Source organism: Alteromonas sp. MMG017, from assembly GCF_018100795.1.
GTDB lineage: Bacteria > Pseudomonadota > Gammaproteobacteria > Enterobacterales > Alteromonadaceae > Alteromonas.
On the sequence record NZ_JAGJDY010000006.1, the window covers coordinates 166,752 to 185,817 of the forward strand.

16 protein-coding genes are annotated in these 19,066 nt (G+C 44.5%); 5 read left to right on the forward strand and 11 right to left on the reverse strand.

Annotated features, from left to right (window positions below):
- Nucleotides 1–158 precede the first annotated feature (158 nt).
- The 9 genes from J8L84_RS11240 to leuS all read right to left on the reverse strand — a co-directional run bounded on the left by J8L84_RS11240 (nt 159) and on the right by leuS (nt 9,829).
- On the reverse strand, nt 159–1,061 hold the full coding sequence (locus J8L84_RS11240; protein WP_211070775.1) for a septal ring lytic transglycosylase RlpA family protein: 903 nt from the start codon (nt 1,059–1,061) through the stop codon (nt 159–161).
- Nucleotide 1,062: 1 nt separating this feature from the next.
- On the reverse strand, nt 1,063–2,178 hold the full coding sequence (gene rodA / locus J8L84_RS11245) for a rod shape-determining protein RodA (RefSeq protein ID WP_211070776.1): 1,116 nt from the start codon (nt 2,176–2,178) through the stop codon (nt 1,063–1,065).
- Complete coding sequence (mrdA, locus tag J8L84_RS11250) at nt 2,178–4,067, reverse strand: penicillin-binding protein 2 (RefSeq protein ID WP_211070777.1); 1,890 nt, start codon at nt 4,065–4,067, stop codon at nt 2,178–2,180. Before mrdA ends, rodA begins: the two co-directional genes overlap by 1 nt.
- A gap of 14 nt (nt 4,068–4,081) precedes the next feature.
- Nucleotides 4,082–4,552, reverse strand: a complete 471-nt coding sequence (gene rlmH / locus J8L84_RS11255; RefSeq protein WP_013784369.1) for a 23S rRNA (pseudouridine(1915)-N(3))-methyltransferase RlmH — start codon at nt 4,550–4,552, stop codon at nt 4,082–4,084.
- A gap of 78 nt (nt 4,553–4,630) precedes the next feature.
- Nucleotides 4,631–4,948, reverse strand: coding sequence for a ribosome silencing factor (rsfS, locus tag J8L84_RS11260; RefSeq protein WP_013784368.1), 318 nt, complete (start codon nt 4,946–4,948; stop codon nt 4,631–4,633).
- Between the two features lie 8 nt (nt 4,949–4,956).
- Nucleotides 4,957–5,667, reverse strand: a complete 711-nt coding sequence (gene nadD / locus J8L84_RS11265) for a nicotinate (nicotinamide) nucleotide adenylyltransferase (protein ID WP_211070778.1) — start codon at nt 5,665–5,667, stop codon at nt 4,957–4,959.
- A gap of 4 nt (nt 5,668–5,671) precedes the next feature.
- Nucleotides 5,672–6,700: a DNA polymerase III subunit delta gene (gene holA / locus J8L84_RS11270; protein WP_211070779.1), complete on the reverse strand. Its 1,029-nt coding sequence runs from the start codon at nt 6,698–6,700 to the stop codon at nt 5,672–5,674.
- 2 nt (nt 6,701–6,702) lie between these two features.
- The gene (gene lptE, locus J8L84_RS11275) at nt 6,703–7,224 is read right to left on the reverse strand and encodes an LPS assembly lipoprotein LptE (RefSeq protein ID WP_211070780.1); all 522 of its coding nucleotides are present in this window, start codon (nt 7,222–7,224) and stop codon (nt 6,703–6,705) included.
- Between the two features lies 1 nt (nt 7,225).
- Nucleotides 7,226–9,829 (reverse strand): leucine--tRNA ligase, encoded by a 2,604-nt coding sequence (gene leuS / locus J8L84_RS11280; RefSeq protein WP_211070781.1) that lies wholly within the window; start codon nt 9,827–9,829, stop codon nt 7,226–7,228.
- 408 nt (nt 9,830–10,237) lie between these two features.
- Here leuS and J8L84_RS11285 point away from each other — a divergent pair, with 408 nt between their 5' ends.
- Nucleotides 10,238–12,613, forward strand: a complete 2,376-nt coding sequence (locus J8L84_RS11285) for an ATP-binding protein (protein ID WP_247670719.1) — start codon at nt 10,238–10,240, stop codon at nt 12,611–12,613.
- Nucleotides 12,614–12,675: 62 nt separating this feature from the next.
- Here J8L84_RS11285 and J8L84_RS11290 read toward each other — a convergent pair whose 3' ends face one another.
- On the reverse strand, nt 12,676–13,506 hold the full coding sequence (locus J8L84_RS11290; protein WP_247670720.1) for a 3-hydroxyacyl-CoA dehydrogenase: 831 nt from the start codon (nt 13,504–13,506) through the stop codon (nt 12,676–12,678).
- A 138-nt stretch (nt 13,507–13,644) separates the two neighbouring features.
- The gene (yhbY, locus tag J8L84_RS11295; protein ID WP_013784361.1) at nt 13,645–13,938 is read right to left on the reverse strand and encodes a ribosome assembly RNA-binding protein YhbY; all 294 of its coding nucleotides are present in this window, start codon (nt 13,936–13,938) and stop codon (nt 13,645–13,647) included.
- Between the two features lie 95 nt (nt 13,939–14,033).
- Here yhbY and rlmE point away from each other — a divergent pair, with 95 nt between their 5' ends.
- From rlmE to glmM, 4 genes are all read left to right on the forward strand, one after another.
- A complete protein-coding gene (gene rlmE / locus J8L84_RS11300) occupies nt 14,034–14,663 on the forward strand; it encodes a 23S rRNA (uridine(2552)-2'-O)-methyltransferase RlmE (RefSeq protein WP_211070783.1) in 630 nt (209 codons plus the stop codon).
- A gap of 110 nt (nt 14,664–14,773) precedes the next feature.
- The gene (gene ftsH, locus J8L84_RS11305) at nt 14,774–16,720 is read left to right on the forward strand and encodes an ATP-dependent zinc metalloprotease FtsH (protein ID WP_211070784.1); all 1,947 of its coding nucleotides are present in this window, start codon (nt 14,774–14,776) and stop codon (nt 16,718–16,720) included.
- A gap of 118 nt (nt 16,721–16,838) precedes the next feature.
- Entirely contained in the window at nt 16,839–17,663 is an 825-nt protein-coding gene (gene folP, locus J8L84_RS11310) for a dihydropteroate synthase (RefSeq protein ID WP_211070785.1), read from the forward strand.
- Between the two features lie 9 nt (nt 17,664–17,672).
- Nucleotides 17,673–19,016 (forward strand): phosphoglucosamine mutase, encoded by a 1,344-nt coding sequence (gene glmM, locus J8L84_RS11315; RefSeq protein ID WP_211070786.1) that lies wholly within the window; start codon nt 17,673–17,675, stop codon nt 19,014–19,016.
- Nucleotides 19,017–19,066: the final 50 nt, after the last annotated feature.

The window sequence follows — 19,066 nt, forward strand, 5'->3', positions numbered from 1 at the left end:
CTAACGTAAGGCGCATAGTTCGACTAGGGTTAAACCAAAAAGTTTAGCTGTTAATAGAGATTAGGCTACGAAACAACAAAAAAGCGCCATAAATGACAGATTTGAAACGCGTTTCGCCACATTGCTGCCATAGTTGTGGTGCTTTTTTGAACGGGCGCTTATAAGGTTTGTTTTATCTTGTAAGCTTGCGGGTAGCCGTTTTGTTTAAGTTGCTCTAGTAATTCGTGAGCGAGGGCTTCATCTTCAATTGGGCCAAGCTGAAGTTTATACACATTGCCTACCACTGGCATGTGTGTAGGCACCTGATAAAGCGCAGATAGGACATTCGAAATAGACTCGGCTTTTTTCTGATTCGATAGCGCTGCCACTTGAATAAAGTAGCCGTTTAATGACATTGACGTTTGTGGAAGGTTATCGCTTTGTACAGACGCATTCGCGGCCACTTCTGATGAAGGTATTGGTGCTGAGGGAAGAGGTGCAATGCCAAGGTATTCATCATAAGTCACGGTGGGGCTTATACCAACCGTAACATTATTGTCTGGGTCAAAGTGAATGACTTCAATTTTTACTTTTGCCGTTCCTTTATTGTGATAACCCAATTTTACCGCCGCAGCATAAGATAAATCGATAATCCGATTATCGTGAAATGGGCCACGATCATTCACGCGAACAATGGCTTGTTTGTTGTTATCTAAATTAGTCACACGCACATAAGAAGGCAGCGGAAGCGTTTTGTGGGCTGCTGACATGGCAAACATATTATAAGTTTCACCGTTTGAGGTTAAATGGCCATGAAACTTCTGACCATACCAACTGGCGTAACCTACTTCTTCAAACCCTTTACCGGATGTAAGCGGCGTATAATGTTTACCGAGCACTTTATAAGGGCGGCTGTTAAACATTCTATAAGCTTCATACTTGGGGACTGCATCTAAGGTTTCAGGCACTTTTGCCACATGGTTTGGGGCAGTATCTTGATGTTGAGTATAGCGGCCAGTAGGCGCTGATTTACACGCAGCGAGTATGAATGAAGCAAACAGTATCAACAGTAGTGTGCGCATATTATCGAGACATTAGTCGTTTTTGAGTGGCAATAGACATTAGCATGCCAAAGCCGGCCATTAATGTCACCATGGAAGTGCCGCCATAACTCACTAAAGGTAATGGCACCCCTACAACAGGCAGTAATCCAGATACCATTCCCATGTTTACAAACACATAAACAAAGAAGGTTAAGGTAATACTGCCTGCCAGTAATTTAGAGTAGGCGTCTTGAGCGCGACTGGCAATAATAAGCCCACGTAAAATAACGCAAAGGTAAATAACCAGCAGAACAATAACCCCAGTAAGGCCAAATTCTTCACTGAAAACCGAGAAAATAAAGTCGGTATGTCGTTCGGGTAAAAACTCTAATTGTGATTGGGTGCCCTGTAACCAGCCTTTTCCATCTACGCCACCTGAGCCAATGGCAATTTTCGACTGAATAATATGGTAACCCGAACCGAGTGGATCGCTCTCTGGGTTTAAAAACGTTAACACCCGTTGCTTTTGATACTCTGCCATTAAAAAGAACCACATAATGGGCGCAAAACCACCTAGCAACAGAGCAACAAAACCGATAAGCCGCCAACTCATACCGGCAAGGAAAATAGCGAAGATCCCCGAGCTAGCGATAAGCAGCGATGTCCCTAAATCGGGCTGTTTGGCAATAAGCACCGTTGGAATAGCCACCATTAAAAAGCCCACCACAATATTCATGGTGCGAGGGGGCAAGGTAAACTGGCTAATATACCAGGCAACCATCATAGGCACGGCAAGCTTCATTAACTCTGAAGGTTGAAAACGTATAAATTTTAAGTCGAGCCAGCGCTGGGCGCCTTTACCCATGTCACCAAATAACAATACCGCGATAAGCATTAGCAGCCCGGCAATATAAGCGTAAGTCGACAGCCGGCGAAATGCGCCAGGGGGAATTTGTGCAATACCGAACATAACGGCCACACTCAGTGCTAAGCGCGTAATTTGGCGTTCTACTTGGCCGGTGTCTTGTCCTGAGGCGGAATATAGCGTTACCAGCCCCACTGACATTAGCACTAACAGGCTTAAAAACAGCCAGCCATCAATATGGATACGCTGTAAGAAACTGGTTTTATTTGGGTTGAGCGTGTTCTTTTTCATTATTCGTCAACCTTGCTAATTTCGGTGTCGAAAACCCGATCACGAAAATAGAAGTCCATGATTTTTTTGGCTACAGGAGCGGCATTTTTACTACCGCCTCCGGCGTTTTCAAGCACCACTGTCACTGAAATCTCTGGGTTTTCAAAAGGAGCAAAGCCTACATACATGGCATTGTCTCGCAAACGCTCATCAATTTTTTCGGCGTCGTATTTTTCATCTTGCCCCACAGAAAATAACTGTGCAGTACCGGTTTTTCCTGCAGACTGATAGGGGGCATCGGCAAAGGTATGGCGAGCACCACCTTCTTTACCATGCACCACGTCGTGCATGGCATTAAGTACAATATCGACATTATGCTGATTTTTAATTTCGATAGGCCGAAGGGTTTTAAGTGGAATAATTTCTACCGAGCTATCTTCATGCATGAACCCGCGAATAATTTGCGGAATAATACGCTCGCCACGATTAACCAAGGTGTTCACTGAGTGCGATAACTGAATAGGGGTAGTAGACCAAAACCCTTGCCCAATACCCACAGGAATGGTGTCGCCGATATACCAAGGCTGGTTAAATCTCGCACGCTTCCAGCCCCTGCTAGGCATATTCGCATCAGATTCTTCATATAAATCGATACCGGTAAAATCACCAAACCCAAATTCGTACATGGCTTCACTGATTTTATCTATACCCAGCTTATACGCTAAGTCGTAGTAATAGATATCGCAGGACACTTCTATTGCTTTGGCAATATCTACTTCGCCGTGGCCCCACTTTCGCCAGTCTCGCCACGTGTGCGATACATTGGGTAATTGATAGCGGCCATTATCTTGAATAGTATATTCTTCGGTAATTATGCCTTCTTCAAGTCCAATTAAGCCAAGGTGCGGTTTAATAGTGGATGCTGGCGGATACTGACCTTGAGTGGCGCGGTTTATTAATGGGCGATCAGGGGAGTTGAGCAGGGCAGCGTAGTTCTTTCTGCTGATACCGTGCACAAACAAGTTCGGGTCGTAACTGGGGTTTGAAAATAACGCCAATACCCCCCCTGTTTTTACATCACTCACAATGACTGCGCCGCGCTGACCTTCCAGTGCTTGCTGGGTAGCAATTTGTAGCGAAAGGTCGATGTTTAATACAATGTCTTTACCGGGCACAGGAGGGTCTACGTTTAACACGCGAATTATCCGGCCTTGGTTATTTACTTCCACTTGTTGGTAGCCAACGGAACCGTGTAACAGCTCTTCGTGGTATTTCTCCACCCCCAATTTACCAATGTCGTGGGTGGCGGCATAGTTATCTTCTTGGCCCGCTTCTACTAACTTTTGAAGGTCTTTCTTATTGATGCGAGCCACATAACCCAACACATGGGTAAGGGCTTCTTTATAGGGGTAATGACGCGCTAGACGTGCTTCAATTTGTACCCCTGGGTATAAATGTTTGCTGGCAGAAAACAGCGCAACATCTACTTCAGATAATTTGGTACGAAGGGCAATGGGTTTAAAGCGTCGTTGGCCTTTTAAGCTGCTATTAAAGCTTTCGCGTTCCTCGGGGGTGATACCCATTAATTGGGTTAAGCCATCTAAGGTGGCGTCTAAATCGTTGGTTTGCTCAGGCGTGATCTCTAAGCTAAACACGGGACGGTTTTCCGCAAGCAATATACCGTTTCTGTCGTAAATTAACCCCCGGTTTGGCGCAACAGGTAAGACCTTGATGCGATTTCCGTTTGAACGGGTCTGGTAAACGTCGTGTTGTTCAACTTGCAGGGAATAAAGGTTATTCAGCACCACGCCTAACATCATTACAACTATAATAAAGGCGATAGACGCACGTCTTGCAAATAAGTTTGCTTCGGCCGAGTGGTCTCGAATTGCTTGGCGCTTGCGATGCATAAAAGGCTATTCTCTCACTCGCGATGATATGGGTGGTTCTGAGTAACAGACCAAGCGCGATATAAACTTTCAGAAAGAATAATTCTTACAAGTGGGTGAGGTAGGGTAAGTGCCGATAGTGACCATTTTTGTTCAGACACAGCAATACATTCAGGCGCTAAACCTTCAGGCCCACCTATCAAAAGACTGACATCTCGGCCATCCATTTTCCAATTATCTAACTGTTTGGCTAATGTTGGGGTGTCCCAAGGTTTACCGGTAACTTCTAATGTCACTACTCGGTTACCTTTAGGAATAGCAGCGAGCATTTGTTCGCCTTCTTTTTCTAAAATGCGTTTAATATCGGCATTTTTGCCCCGTTTACCAGCGGGAATTTCGGTGAAACTTACCGGCAAATCGGCGGGGAAGCGGCGAAGGAATTCATCTACCCCTGTGGTGACCCAGGCGGGCATTTTTGTACCTACGGCGACAATTTGTATACGCACAGTGGGTAAATCCTTTAGTACATCAAACTACCAACAAAGTTGACCGCAGCCTTTCTTATAAGTCTGCGGTTGGCTTTGTTATGACCACAGCTTCTCTAACTGATAGAAATCGCGGGTTTCATCTTGCATCACGTGCAAAATTACGTCGCCAAAATCTACTAATACCCATTCGCCAGTTTCTTTGCCTTCAACGCTTGTTGGTGCTTCGTCTGCGCTTTTAGCTTCTACTATTACATTTTCAGCAATAGCAACAACATGGCGCTTTGAGTTACCAGAGCAAATAATCATGGTGTCGGTAATGGTTGATTTGCCACGAACATCCAGTTCTATAATATCGCGGCCTTTCATGTCGTCTACTTTATCTTTTACGAACTGCTTGAGTTGTTGACTCTCCAAGTGTTTCCTCACTTATTTGATAATTCTTGGTATAACCGATGTGTATGAATATAGTCTGCGACTGCCGTGGGCAGCCACTTTGCTATTAATTTCGTGGCTTGAAACTTTGCGTCATGCAATGCTGTTTCGTTCAAATGTGTTTCTTGCAATGTCGATGATGCGTTCGTTTGAACGGCGCTGCGCAATTGCGTTGATGAAACAGGGTGTAATGGGGTATCTGCAAGAAATACTAAGCCATTAGGCTGAGCATGAAGTTGCAGAACGTCCTCTGTTTTGTTGGCTTTTAACCACTCAACTAAGTCATCGGGTGGTGTAAACGTATCGCTGTCGCGACGCATTACCACTAGGTGACAGAAATCAAGCAAACGCTCCCACTCAAACCAAGACTTAAGATTATACAGGGAATCGGCGCCAATGAAAAAACAGATTGTCTTATTGTCTCTTTCTTTTAATGCACGAAGGGTTTTTACTGTGTAAGACGGCGAGGGAAGCGAGAGTTCGATAAGCTCTGGATACAAGCGTTTATCTTGCTCACAACACAGCTTCACCATGTTTACCCGATGCTTTTCGCTAACAGCCACGGCTTTATGCGGCGCAAGCTTACAGGGCATTAAACCTAATGCATCAATATTCAATTCTGACAGTAAATGAAGCGCAGGAGAAACGTGGCCTAAATGGGGCGGGTTAAAAGTGCCCCCTAAAATGGCGCAAATAGCCAAGAACTTAAGCTTCCATCAAAGGAAGGTGAAAAATACCCATTGCCATAAACATCATGCATAAATGGCAAAGCTTTACGAAGGGGCGTGAAATAACGTTTTGTTTAAACGCTAAATCGGCCTGGGTAAGGGCATCCTGAATTTGTAGCAGCTGTTCTATGCTAAGGCGATTTAACGCGCTTTGATAGAAGCCTTGCCTGTTACGCCAAATGCCAAACTTTTGCCATTGAATTGCTTCACCATTAGCGGCAGCACTTTTTAACTTCCACAATACTTCCCACTCACGAATGAGCGCCCAAATAATAATATTTGGCTCTAGTCCTTCACTCTCTAGGCGGTAAAGCATTTTCACGCAGCGATTGGCGTCGCCGCTTAGCATAACATCCACTAACTGAAACACGTTGTAGCGAGATTGATCGACCATCGCTCGTTCAATTTGCGCTTCAGACACAGACTGCTGCGGGTAAAGTAGGGCAAGCTTATCAATTTCTTGTTTTGCTGCTAATAGATTCCCTTCGCAAAAATCGGCAATCATTTTCATTCCAGCAGCATTAATGCTCAGCTGATGTTGTTTTACTTGATTGCTCAGCCATGCAGTGAGTTGTCTACCTTCTAAGGGATAGCACAGAACAGAAACGCCCATTTCATCGAGTACTTTAAACCACTTGCCACGCTGAACATCTTTGCCAATTTTGGGGCCGTGAATTAACAGCAAGGTGTCTCGGGTTAACCCTTTGGCGACTTCTTGCAGCATTTTGCTGCCTTCAGCGCCGGGCTTGCCTGTGGGAAGTTCTAATTCAATAAACTGTTGGTTTGAAAACAACGACATGCTTTGTGTTGCTTCAAGTAGCTGATTCCATGAAAAACCTGTGTCGGCCACAAGCACTGTGCGCTCATCAAAACCATTGGCTTTTGCCGTGGTACGGATTTGCTCTATCACCTCAAATTTTTGCTGAGGCTCATCACCAAATACCAAGTAACAGGGTGCTAATCCTTTACCTATCTCACTGGAAAATTGGTTTGGGTAGAGTTGCATGCTTAATCAATCAGCTTAGCGGCAGAGGCTTGGCTTGAAAGCCTACGGATAATAATGTCCGCTGCCTCGGCACGCATTTCATCAAGTACTAATTCAAGTTCTCTTGATTTTGCCAATACTTGATCAGGGTCATCTTGATAATCACGCATTACATCGAAGGTAGCCATAATGGCTTCCTCGTCAGGGAATTGCACCCGATAACGTACGGTATAAATCAGTTCGTATTCAGCAACCTGACCCGAAGCGTAAACCGAAAGCAGTCTGCGCTCTAATTTTTCAGGCAGTAAATACAAAGATACGCCGTCAGTAGACGACGTAGTATCTTGTTGGTAAACGCCATTTAACCCGTACACGGTAAGGCGGTTATGAAGCGCTCTTGCAAGCGGTGCATGAGCGCGAGCACTGTTAATAAGCACTGATTTAACATTTTCTGGAAGGCTAGGCGCACTTCTTAAATGAAAACCACAACCGCTGAGTGCAACAAGTGCACTCAATACCACTGTGTAACGGAGTAAACGGCGCATATTAGTTAGCCACTATATTGACAAGTTTTCCGGGTACCACAATAACTTTACGTATTGTTTTACCTTCAATAAACGGCTGCACGTTATCTTGTGCTTTTGCCGCTTCTTCAATGGCGTCTTTGCTGGCATCAGCAGCCACGGTCATTTTAGCGCGAACCTTACCGTTAACTTGCACGATGATAAGCTTTTCGTCTTCAACCAAGGCCGCTTTATCGGCTTCAGGCCAAGGGGCATGGTCGATATCGCTCGTCTGACCCAATACTTTCCACAATTCATGAGAAATGTGCGGGGTAATAGGGTTAAGTAGCAACACTAATGACTCTGCGGCTTCACGCATAATGGCAATATCTTGCGCATCTTCTTGTGGTGCTTTTTGAAGATGGTTCAATAATTCCATAATCGCAGCGATAGCAGTATTGAAGGTTTGGCGACGACCTAAGTCATCAGACACTTTTTCAATGGTCTTGTGTACTTCACGGCGTAATGCTTGCTGGTTTTTATTCAACGCTTTTGCATCAAGGGCAACAGGAGCGCCTTTTTCAACGTGCTCGGTAACTAACTTCCAAATACGACGTAAGAAGCGGTTAGCACCTTCAACACCTGAATCTACCCACTCTAGTGTTTGCTCAGGCGGCGCAGCGAACATGGTAAATAAACGCACCGTATCGGCACCATATAGGTCGATAACTTCTTGTGGGTCAATACCGTTGTTCTTCGACTTCGACATTTTAGTCATGCCGCCGTGAATAACGGCTTCACCGTCTGCGGTTAGCCATGCTTTTACAATACGGCCTTTTTCGTCTTTCTCGGTGGACACTTCGGTAGGTGAGTACCAGGTTTTCTTACCCGCGCTATCTTCACGGTAGTAAGAATCTGCTAGTACCATACCTTGGCATAACAAACGCTTAAACGGCTCATCAGAATTTACCAAGCCTTCGTCACGTAAAAGTTTGTGGAAGAAGCGAGAGTACAATAAATGCAAGATGGCATGCTCGATTCCACCAATGTACTGATCCACAGGTAGCCAGTAGTTTGATGAAGTTGGGTCTAGCATGGCATCGTGATTTGTGGCGCTGGCGTAGCGAGCGTAGTACCACGACGATTCCATAAAGGTATCGAAGGTATCAGTTTCACGAAGCGCAGGCTCACCGTTATAGGTGGTTTTTGCCCACTCAGGATCGGCTTTAATCGGTGAGGTAACACCGTTCATTTCTACGTCTTCTGGAAGTACAACTGGCAATTCGCTTTCAGGTACAGGAACCGACTCGCCATTTTCCAAGTTAAGCATTGGAATAGGTGAGCCCCAGTAACGCTGACGACTTACACCCCAATCTCGTAAACGGTAGTTTACTTTGCGCTTACCAAAGCCTTTTTCTTCAAGTTCGGTGGCGATGTCATTAAACGCCTCGTCAAACGCTAGACCATCGAACTTTTCAGAATTTATTAACGTGCCTTTTTCGGTATACGCAGAAGCAGTTAAATCACATTCTTCTTTTGCATCGGCATTAGGCGCGATAACTTGCTTAATAGTTAAGCCATATTTAGTCGCAAATTCCCAATCGCGCTGATCGTGACCAGGTACTGCCATTACTGCACCTGAACCGTAATCCATCAATACAAAGTTAGCCACCCAAACAGGAAGTAATTCACCCGTTAAAGGGTGTACCGCTTGAATGCCTGTATCGCAGCCTTTTTTCTCCATAGTCGCCAATTCTGCTTCGGCTACTTTGGTGTTTTTACACTCGTCAATAAAGGTGGCAAGTTCAGCGTTTGTTTTCGCTGCAAATTCAGCTAGTGGATGTTGTGCAGCCACTGCCACGTAAGTTACGCCGTAGAAAGTATCAGGGCGTGTGGTGTAAACAGTTAAATCGTTTATGTCGCTGCCGTTTTTACCTAAGTTAAAGGTAATGTCTACCCCTTCAGAGCGACCAATCCAGTTTGCCTGCATGGCACGTACTTGATCTGGCCATTCTTCAAGCTGTTCTAAGTCGGCCAATAACTCTTCGGCGTAGTCGGTAATTTTGATGAACCACTGTGGAATTTCTTTTTGTTCCACTAATGCACCTGAGCGCCATCCTCGACCATCAATAACTTGTTCGTTAGCCAAAACGGTTTGGTCTACTGGATCCCAGTTAACCGTTGAGTTCTTTTTATAGACCAAGCCTTTTTCATAAAGACGAGTGAAGAACCATTGTTCCCAGCGATAGTAATCTGGTTTACAGGTAGTAACTTCGCGGTCCCAGTCGTAACCGAAACCCAAAGAGCGAAGCTGTGTTTTCATGTAATCAATATTGGAGTAGGTCCAATTCGCAGGCGCGGTATTATTATTAATAGCGGCGTTTTCTGCTGGAAGACCGAAAGCATCCCAACCCATAGGTTGGAGAACGTTTTTACCCTGCATGCGCTGATAACGGCTAATAACATCACCAATGGTGTAGTTGCGCACGTGACCCATATGCAAGCGACCACTTGGGTAGGGGAACATAGAGAGACAGTAGAACTTCTCTTTTTCTACATCGTCATTTGCTTGAAATGAGTTATTTTCTTCCCAGTATTGCTGAACACGTTGTTCTATATCTTTCGGGTTGTACTGATTTTCGGCCATGAAACTTAGGCTTCCGCATTATTAAAGTTAAAACGTTCATGAAACCTGCTCCCTAGAAAATTTCATTATGGGGAAGTGAGTCGCCGTTAGGCTGAATCACAATATTGCAGGTTTAACTTGCATGTAGCCGCATAGAATAACCCAGCGCTACACTTAGCCTCAATAGCTAGTGCTAGGTTAGCACGACTTTTTTGTGACTACTTGTTGAAAAAGTAAGCGTATTGGCAAAGGTTTCGCTTCATTGTGGTTTAGCACATAAAAATGAATTGCTGGGATTGTTCGTTAATTCATCGATTAGAGGCTCGAAACAGTGCTTTACAGCATAAGGGTTTGACACACTAGTTAAATAGGGTTTCACTTACCCTAAAGCACAATAAATAGAACACTATGCCAGGCGAAAGCACCACTATGGCCCTAGATCCAATTGACCTAACTCCAACCATTAATCGAAAAGCAGTGAATGCTGCCTTAAAAGACGATGAAGCCTTAAATGCCACTTTTATAGGGCAGGAGCGCGCGCGAGAAGCGTTAACTTTCGGTCTTGGCATTAACGCGAAAGGTTATAACCTTTATGTTATGGGTGAACCGGCCACGGGTCGCTTCACATTGGTAAAGGATTACATTGAACGCCAAGTCGCCGTACTGCCTGCACCTGATGATTGGTGTTATATCAATAATTTTGATGAAGAGCGCGAACCCGTAGCCCTTCGTTTTCCCCCAGGTGGCGGCAAAGCATTTCAAAAAGACATCACTCATTTAATTGATGATGTGCTTGATACCTTTCCAGTGGCATTTGACAACCCTGGCTACCAGCGCCGCAGAACCAGCATTTCCCGCGAGTTCGATCAAAAATACGATAGTGCTATTGATGCGGTAGAACGTTTTGCAAAAGCTAATGATGTGGCCATGAGTGAAGACGGTGGCACCATTACGTTTTCACCTATTGTTGATGGCAAACCCATTAGCGATGCTGAATTTGCTACCGCTAGCGACGAAAAGCGCCAATTCTTTTATAACTTGATAGACGAGCTAGAAAATAGATTAAGTGAAAGTTTATTAAGTTTACCCTCGTGGAAGCGTGAAAACTCAGAGCGCTTGCGTGAGCTAGATAAGCAAACTGCCGAACAGGGCATTAAGCCGCTATTAAAAGTGCTTGAGCACAAATACGCGTCAGATTTAGGTATTTTAAAATATCTAAAGCAGCTTAAAACCGCGCTCGTGAATGCTATTTTGCTTATTTTGGCTGAAGAGCAAAAAGACGAAAAAAGTGATGAGTTTGATAAACGCTTGTTCTTAGAAGAGCAATTTTTGCCTAATGTACTGGTGGCAAATCGTTTAGATGACTCGGCGCCGGTAATTTATGAGCCAAACCCAACGTATCAAAACCTGTTCGGAAAAATTGAATACACCAATATTCATGGCAGTGTTTATACCAATTACAGAATGATTCGCCCGGGTGCATTACATCGTGCCAATGGCGGTTATTTGCTGCTAGATGTGGATCAGTTAATAGAACAGCCCTATGTGTGGGATACCCTAAAGCTGGCAGCGAAATCTGGTCGCTTGAAAATGGATTTACCCCAGCAAGATGTTGGCATGGTGAACGCCATCACGTTGAACCCGCAACCTATCGATTTGAACGTGAAGATTGTGCTTCTGGGGTCACGAGACTTATATTACACCTTACAAGATTACGATGATGAATTCGATGAGCTATTTCGTGTATTGGTCGATTTCGATTTAGAAATTCAGGTAACCCGACAAGCGTTGTTCGATTTTGTGGGCAAGGTGCGCAAACACATATTGGCGCTTAATTTAACCGGTATTACCGCTAATGCCATGTGCCGGTTAGTTGAATATTCACTGCGTATGGCTGAACACCAAGAAAAGCTCTCGGCGCATTTTGCCGAAGTGATTGAGCTGGTAAACGAAGCCCATTATTTTTGTGTAAAGTCAGGCGGCGAAACCCTAGAGCTTGATCATTTACGCACCGCGCTGAGTGCCAAAAAACGCAGAACAGGGCGAGTAAGCCAAACCTTGCTGAATGATATTAAAGAAGGGCATGTGCTTATCGCTACCGACGGCAAAGCCATAGGTAAAGTGAATGGGCTTACGGTGCTAGATATTGGCGATACCGCCTTTGGTACCCCCGCGCGCATTACTTCAACAGTATTTGCAGGCGCTAGTGGCGTAGTCGATATTGAACGTGAAGTAGAGCTGGGGCAACCCATTCACTCCAAAGGCGTAATGCTGTTAACAGGGTATTTGGGTTATAAATATGCCCAACATTTCCCGCTAACTTTATCGGCTAATATCGCCTTGGAACAGTCTTATGGGCACATCGATGGTGATAGTGCGTCATTGGGCGAATTGGTGGCATTAATTTCTGCGCTAACCGAAATTCCATGCGTTCAAACTCTCGCTATTACAGGTTCCATTAACCAATACGGTGAAGTGCAAGCGGTGGGTGGAGTGAATGAAAAAATTGAAGGCTTCTTCGATTTATGTCAGCACCGCGGTCTAACCGGTACCCAAGGTGTGGTTATTCCTAAATCGAATGCGATAAATTTGGTATTAGATGCCACGGTCATTGATGCGGTGAAAAAAGGCTTGTTCCACATTCATACGGTTGAAACGGTAGATGACGCCTTAGCCGTATTAATGGGGCAAGACGCCGGTACATTAAGTAGCCGAGGTCGTTACCCTAAAAACACCATTAATTATCATGCAGTGAATCGTCTATATAATATTGCACTCATGGTAAATGGTGGCGACGGCGAATAAAGGCTATTCGTAAAAGAGAGCATCACAATGATGCTCTCTTTTGTTATAGCCAATATAGCTAATTATTTTGGCGGCATTCTTAAGCCGCCGTCTAAGCGAATGGTCTCGCCATTTAAATAATTATTTTCGGCAATATGCAGTACTAATTTTCCGAACTCTTCCGGTAAGCCTAAGCGTTTTGGAAACTGAACGTTAGCAGAAAGGGCGTCTTGAACTTTTTCTGGCATGGAAAGCAGCATAGGGGTTCCCATCACCCCAGGTGCAATAGTGTTAACGCGAATGCCTAGTGGAGCAAGATCTCTTGCCATAGGAAGCGTAAGCGCAATAATCCCGCCTTTACTGGCTGCATACGCAGTTTGGCCAATTTGCCCTTCATAGCCTGCCACAGAGGCAGTGTTAATAATAACGCCACGCTCGCCTTCCTCATTCAATGGGGCTTGCTTCGCCATGGCTGCAGCCACAAGGCGCGCCACATTAAAACTTCCCACTAAATTAATATCAATCGTGTTTTGAAAGTCACCTAAGGGGGCTGGGTTGCCGTCGCGGTCCAATAAACGTTTAGCCGGGGCAATGCCGGCGCAGTTTACGCACAGGGAAAGCGAGGAAAAGCGAGCAATGCACTTATCGATAGCATGGGTAATGTCATCTTCACTTCTCACATCAACCTTAACAAACAGCGTATGTTCAGCATCGAGTTCTTCAACACGTTGTTTACCCATTTCTTCATTAAGATCGAGTAAACACACATTGGCACCAGCCGCACGAAGCGCAATGGCAGTAGCATGACCAAGACCAGAGCATCCACCCGTGACTATGGCGGTTCGGTTTTCAAGAGGCTTTTGCTGTAAATAGGTAGTATGAAGCGAGTCGGGGATAGGCTTTGTTTCTGTCATAGGGTTTCCGCGTAGGTTCCGTATTATTTTTTTGTTAATTTATGTCCACAACGACATTATCATGTCTATTAACATAATATTAACGGTAATACGGTACGAAAACTATGGTGCCGGCAAAAACCGGCACCACGGTATAACTTATTTTGGCAACTGAATTTTACGCTCTTCACTCGGACGGTAGAGAATTAGCGTATGTCCAATTACTTGTAGCTTTTCTGACTTAGTTTCGCGAACAATCGCATCCATGATGAGTGATTTTTCTTCACGATCATCAGTTGGAACTTTAACTTTAATCAGTTCATGGAAATTTAATGCGTTGTCGATTTCCGCAACAACACCTTCAGTAAGGCCGTTTGAACCTAGCTGTACGATAGGCTTTAGCGGGTGCGCTAGGCCTTTTAAAAATTGTTTCTGTTTATTTGAAAGTTTCATGTAGTCAATTTTCTTACAATTAATCTATAAATTTAAGCTTGAATTAACGTATTCTAACGCCATCTTCTCTACAATCCTAATGACAATGTATTGGAATGACAAAAAAGAAGCACTCTGCCAGCAGTAAACGCTGGTTAACAGAACATTTTAACGACCATTATGTGCAAAAAGCGCAGAAGCAGGGTAAGCGATCGCGTGCCTTCTTCAAATTGGAAGAAATTCAGCAAAAAGACAAACTTATCAGTCCGGGTAACACAGTAGTGGACCTTGGGGCTGCGCCAGGAGGCTGGTCACAACTCGCTTCTGAACTGGTAGGAGACAACGGGCAAGTTATCGCATGCGATATTTTACCGATGGATTCTATCGTTGGCGTTGATTTTTTGCAGGGTGACTTCAGAGATGAAGCTGTTTTAAATGCGTTATTGAACAGAATTGGCGGGAACACCGTAGATATAGTGTTGTCTGATATGGCACCGAACCTGTCTGGAAATGCAGCAGTAGATCAAGCCGGGTCGATGTACTTGTGTGAATTGGCACTGGATATGTGTCATCAAGTATTGAAACCAGGTGGAGGTTTTATGATCAAGGTTTTTCAAGGGGAAGGCTTTGATACCTTTCTGCGCGCATTACGTGACTCGTTCACAACCATAAAAACACGTAAGCCCGATTCATCACGATCACGGTCTCGTGAGGTGTATTTGGTGGCTCTTGGGTATAAAGTGTAGTACGCTTTGAGTAAGCGATTTTCGTTGCGAAAGTTTATGTGTGTTAGTGAAACTCTCGTGGTTTTATCTTTCACAAGTATATTCTTTCGGATTTTTAGAGGTTAGTAGCATTGAGCGATATGGCAAAAAATTTAATCTTATGGTTGGTTATCGCCGTTGTGTTGATGTCTGTTTTTCAGAGCTTTTCACCTGGTGAATCGTCGAAAACACAGACCGATTACACAACTTTTTTAAGAGAAGCTGAGCAGGGTAACATCCGTGAAGTTCGCATTAATAATAGCGGCGAAATTCGTGGTACCCGACGTTCAGGCGAAACATTCCAAACGTACGTACCGTATTTTGACGACAAGTTAGTTTCTGACTTAGTTAAAAACGATGTGCGCGTTTACGGTGAGCCGCCAGAAGAACAATCATTTCTCACATCTATCTTCATTTCTTGGTTCCCAATGCTTCTGCTTATTGGTGTATGGATTTTCTTCATGCGTCAAATGCAAGGTGGCGGTGGTCGCGGCGCAATGTCTTTTGGCAAAAGCAAAGCTCGCCTATTAGGTGAAGACCAAATCAAAACCACATTCGCTGATGTTGCAGGTTGTGACGAAGCAAAAGAAGATGTGTCTGAATTGGTAGATTTCTTACGTGACCCATCTAAGTTCCAAAAATTAGGCGGTAAAATTCCTAAAGGCGTACTGATGGTAGGTCCTCCTGGAACGGGTAAAACGTTGCTTGCTAAAGCGATTGCTGGTGAAGCAAAAGTACCTTTCTTTACCATTTCAGGTTCAGATTTCGTAGAAATGTTTGTGGGTGTTGGTGCATCGCGTGTTCGTGACATGTTCGAACAAGCGAAAAAAGCCGCGCCTTGTATCATATTCATCGATGAAATCGATGCGGTAGGTCGTCAACGTGGCGCAGGTTTAGGTGGTGGTCATGATGAACGTGAACAAACACTTAACCAGATGCTCGTTGAAATGGATGGATTTGAAGGTCATGAAGGCATTATTGTTATTGCCGCGACTAACCGTCCAGACGTATTAGACCCTGCATTGTTACGTCCAGGTCGTTTTGACCGTCAAGTGGTTGTTGGTTTACCTGACATCCGTGGTCGTGAACAGATTCTTAAAGTGCATATGCGCAAAGTGCCTGTGGCCGATAACGTTGAAGCAAGCGTTATTGCCCGTGGTACACCAGGTTTCTCCGGTGCCGACTTAGCTAACTTAGTTAACGAAGCTGCTTTATTCGCTGCACGAGGTAATAAACGTCTAGTAGCGATGGAAGAGTTCGAGAAAGCGAAAGATAAAATCATGATGGGCTCTGAGCGTAAGTCTATGGTGATGACTGAGGAAGAAAAGACCAACACGGCTTACCATGAAGCAGGGCATGCAATTGTTGGTCGCTTGGTTCCAGAACACGATCCTGTTTACAAGGTTTCTATTATTCCTCGTGGTCGTGCGCTGGGTGTAACTATGTATCTTCCAGAACAAGACAAGTACAGCCACAGTAAACAGCATTTAGAAAGTATGATTTCTAGTTTGTATGGTGGTCGTATTGCTGAAGAAATGACCCTTGGCGAAGCAGGCGTAACTACGGGCGCGTCAAACGATATTGAGCGTGCATCCGATATTGCGCGAAAAATGGTGACACAATGGGGCTTGTCAAGCAAGATGGGACCATTGCTATACGCAGAAGAAGAAGGCGAGGTGTTCTTAGGTCGTTCTTCATCTGGTTCAATCAGAATGTCAAATCAAACTGCTTTAGCAATTGATGAAGAAGTTAAAGACATCATCAACCGCAACTACGCACGAGCTGAAAAGATCCTAAAAGATAACGCGGATATTTTGGAAGCCATGAAAGATGCGTTAATGAAGTACGAGACTATCGACGCGAAGCAAGTTGATGATTTGATGGAACGTCGTGAAGTTCGTCCTCCTTCAGATTGGGATGATCGTCGTCCTTCTGATGGCGACAAGCCAAGTGGCGGTAAGCCTACTCGCGAAGGCGAAATTACTAACGATGGTGTTGATAAGCCGTCTGTTGGTAAACCAGGTGACTTACCAAGCTAAACGTTGCTAAAAAAGTTTATAAAACGCCAGTATTTCTGGCGTTTTTTATTTGTGCCGTAATAATTTTAAATGACCCGATACCAGGCCGTGCTGGCTGATTGATTTTAAGAGTAAGTAAATGCAGTTCTCCTCCCACAAATTAGACTTATCCCGCCCGCAGGTGATGGGCATCTTAAATGTCACACCCGACTCATTTTCTGACGGAGGCAAACATGCCCTCCTTGAAAACGCGGTAAAACATGCTGAAAAGATGTTATCTCAAGGTGCTACGTTAATTGATGTTGGCGGAGAGTCGACTCGACCAGGTGCCGCAGCAGTGTCACTTGATGAAGAACTAGACCGTGTTATTCCCGTAATTGAAGCTTTGCGTGCCAATACCGATTGCATTATTTCAGTAGATACCAGTAAAGCTGAGGTAATGACCCAGGCTGTGCAAGCTGGGGCAGGGCTAATTAATGATGTAAGAGCCTTGCAAGAACCCGGTGCGCTAACGGCAGCGGCAAATGCGAATGTGCCTGTGTGTTTAATGCACATGCAAGGGCAGCCTAAAGATATGCAACAACAGCCCCATTACAAAGACGTTGTGGGTGACGTTAAACAATTTTTATTAGCAAGGGCATCGCAGTGCATTGAGGCGGGCATTAAAAAAGAGCAAATTTTGTTCGATCCTGGTTACGGTTTTGGTAAAACCCTTGAACATAACTATGCACTGGTTAAACACCTCCAAAGCATAATGGCGCTGGGCTATCCGGTGCTAGTGGGTATGTCTCGTAAATCAATGATTGGCAATTTGTTAAACAGAAATGTGGATGAACGCTTGGCGGGAAGTATTACCCTCGCTACAATTGCAGCACAGCAAGGTGCGCATATTATCCGCGTTCACGATGTACAGGAAACGGCGGACGCAGTTAACATTGTTAATATGCTAACAACAATAGAATAAGGAACCTTCATGGGGCAGCGTAAATATTTCGGCACTGATGGCATACGCGGTAAAGTGGGCGAAAGTAATATTAATCCCGAATTTGTTATTAAGCTTGGTTGGGCAGCAGGGAAAGTGCTTGCCGGACGAGGCACTAATAAAGTACTTATTGGTAAAGACACCCGTATATCTGGCTACATGCTAGAGTCTTCTTTAGAAGCAGGCTTATCGGCTGCAGGTATTGATAGTGGTTTGCTAGGTCCTATGCCTACACCGGCTATTGCTTACCTAACGAAAACATTTCGTTCAGAAGCCGGCATTGTCATTAGTGCTTCTCATAATCCTTATTACGACAATGGGATTAAGTTTTTCTCAGCGGACGGTTTCAAGCTAGACGATGATATTGAACTGGCTATAGAAGACATGCTTGATAAGCCAATGACGTGTGTTGCTTCTGACAAGCTAGGAAAAGCAACCAGAATCAACGATGCTGCAGGCCGCTATATTGAATTTTGTAAAGGTAGTTTCCCGTCTGATTTATCTCTTACCGGTTTAAAAATAGTAGTAGATTGCGCCCACGGAGCTACTTACCATATTGCGCCTAACGTATTGCGCGAGCTTGGTGCTACGGTAGTTGAAATTGGTACCGCGCCAAATGGTTTAAATATTAATGAAGGCGTTGGCGCCACTTCGATGGACGCAATCGTTGAGAAAGTAAAAGAAACCAATGCACATCTTGGTTTCGCTTTAGATGGCGATGGCGACCGTATCATGATGGTTGATCATTTAGGCAATGTGATAGATGGTGACCAAATCGTGTATATGATTGCCCGCGATGCACTTAAAAATGGTCGTATGCAAGGCGGTGTTGTTGGCACATTGATGAGCAACCTTGGTTTAGAAATTGCCTTTAGCAAGCTAGGCGTTCCTTTTGCACGAAGTAAAGTAGGGGATCGCTATGTCATGGAAATGCTTCAGCAAAAAGGCTGGGCGATTGGTGGCGAGAACTCGGGTCATATTCTTAATTTGGCCACGTCTTCAACTGGCGACGGCATTATTGCTGGCCTACAAGTTATCGCTGCAATGTTACGCTCAGACTTAGATTTACACGATTTAAGCAATGGCTTTGATATGTATCCTCAGTGCTTAGTGAACGTGCGTTATCAAGATGCTAGTCAAGATTACCTAGCCCATGCTGATGTGCAAGGCGCTAAACAAGAAGCAGAGGCTGCATTAGGTAAAAAAGGCCGCGTTTTATTACGTAAAAGCGGAACTGAACCTCTTATTCGCGTTATGGTAGAGTCTGATAATGAAGGGCATTCTTCCAAGTGGGCAGAGCATATTGCTGAAACTGTTCGTAAAGTCGCCAATTAGTTGGTAGAACTGCTAATTTTGCGTTTTATACTTGTATATTTTTACTGAAA